The organism is Arthrobacter sp. JCM 19049 (genome assembly GCF_001310435.1).
Map to the genome: position 1 here is coordinate 1 of NZ_BAXF01000446.1, position 1,746 is coordinate 1,746.

Annotated in this window: 3 protein-coding genes and 1 pseudogene; all 4 read right to left on the minus strand. The window is 67.0% G+C overall.

Translation table 11 applies throughout. From position 1 onward, the window contains the following. Positions 1-495: pseudogene (locus JCM19049_RS13215) on the minus strand (adenosine deaminase); the annotation flags it as partial. 102 nt (positions 496-597) lie between these two features. Further along, complete coding sequence (locus tag JCM19049_RS20955) at positions 598-744, minus strand: hypothetical protein (RefSeq protein ID WP_279403202.1); 147 nt, start codon at positions 742-744, stop codon at positions 598-600. Next, a complete protein-coding gene (locus JCM19049_RS13220; RefSeq protein WP_279403204.1) occupies positions 714-1,100 on the minus strand; it encodes a VTT domain-containing protein in 387 nt (128 codons plus the stop codon). The genes JCM19049_RS20955 and JCM19049_RS13220 overlap by 31 nt, the downstream gene beginning before the upstream one ends. A gap of 5 nt (positions 1,101-1,105) precedes the next feature. Then, complete coding sequence (locus JCM19049_RS13225) at positions 1,106-1,516, minus strand: hypothetical protein (RefSeq protein WP_279403203.1); 411 nt, start codon at positions 1,514-1,516, stop codon at positions 1,106-1,108. Positions 1,517-1,746: the final 230 nt, after the last annotated feature.

The following is a 1,746-nucleotide window of genomic DNA, read 5'->3' on the forward strand; positions in this document are numbered from 1 at the left end:
GCTCGGCGATCTCCTTGCCGCGATCGGCGTGGCGCATCGCGGTGACCAGCTGGCCCACCTGGATCAGGTGGCCTTCCTCGGTCAGCCGCTCCACGGCCTCGTCCAGTCCCGCCTGCACCGCCTCCACGGCCTCGTCCAGGCTCAGCCCTTGGCCAGGTGCTGTTCCGGCGCCCAGCGCACCTCACCGTAGATGACCCCGTCGGCGACCAGGTCCTCCACGAACTCGCTGGCCACCCGCTTGAGGGCGCCCTTGGTCTGCATCACCGCGATGGTGTGCTCAAAGGTTTCCAGGTAGCGCGGCAGCGACCCGGAGTCGGCGGACTCACGGAACCATTCGCCCAGTGATTCGGCGTCGTCCGCGGGCAGGGTGTGGCCCACCTCGGCTGCCAGTTCGATGATGGTCTGCGGGCGCAGCCCACCGTCCAGGTGGTCGTGCAGGGAGATTTTGGGCAGATCGCGGAAGTCGAATTCGGGATCATAGGCAAGATGAATCAGTCTTCAGTCACAGTGTCGAGCCTAGCCGCATTTGGGCCGGACAGATAGCCACCACGGCTGAAGAAAAGGACACATCTTGGGGGCGGTTATTGGTGCTGGGGGTTAATTCGCGTCCAGCTCACCGGGCGGGACGGTTTCACGGGCTTTTCCCTCCGCGCCGCCGCGCTCGGCCTGCAGCCGCCGCAGTCGCTTGCGGTGCACCGCCTCCAGGATCTTGTTCACGATCCGGTCGATGATGAACCCCAGCACCAGGCGATCGCCACCGAGAGCACCACGCCCAGCAGCTTGTTGTCAGACAGCCAGTTTCCGGCGACCGCGCCGATCCCCACCGAGTAGCCGCCCCAGGTGATGCACCCTATGACGTCGAAGAACGTGAAACGCTGGTAGGAGTAGCCGGTCGCCCCGGCGGTCAGGTTCACCGCCACGCGCCCCAGCGGGATGTAGCGGGCGGTGAAGATCAGCAGCGCACCGGAGGTTTCCAGTTTGCGGGCCGCGAAGTCCAGCACCTTCTTGGCCCGGCCCGAGCGCATCCACGCGAACTGCCGGTAGCCGATGCTGCGTCCAATCCGGAAGGTGATCTGGTCGCCGATGATGGCGCCGGCCACCCCGATCAAAAAATCAGCAGCAGGTTGGGGCTGCCGCTGCCGAAGCCGACCGCGGCCAGCGACACCAGGAAGGTTTCCGAGGGAACGACCGGGAACACGCCGTCGATCAGGCAGAAGGCAAACAGCAACGGCAAAACCCACCAGGCGCTGGCGGCCTGCATGATTGCCTCATTGACCATTTCCATGGGTGCGTACGTCGCTTCCTCGCTGCCCGGAGCCGTCCCCCCGGGCTTCTGCCTTCCATTGTCTCCCACCGGCCGGGCACGCACACCCCCGAAAGTGATGATCTGCGCCGGTCCGGTCTCCACCCGTGGGTTGAGGCCGTTGCGCCAGGAGAATCCCTGCCTGGCACAACGAACCGCGCCGGGCAGAAGTTCCGCCGCACCAGCGGATTGACCGGCACTGCGCACCTGCACCAGGCAAGGCCGTGGACCGATCCGGCGCGGCATACGCCACGGGCCGCCGGCTCCCACCGGTGGTGGAGGCAGGCGGCCCGTGGCCGTGCAGCGGCTGGGTTTCACCCCGCTAGCTGGCGGTGATGCGCTCGATGATCAGCCGGGTGTCGGCCCGGTCGGATTCGGCCCCGAGCACCAGGGAGCGTTCCACCAGCGCGGCGGCGCGCTCGATCTTTTGGGGGGTGTCGGTC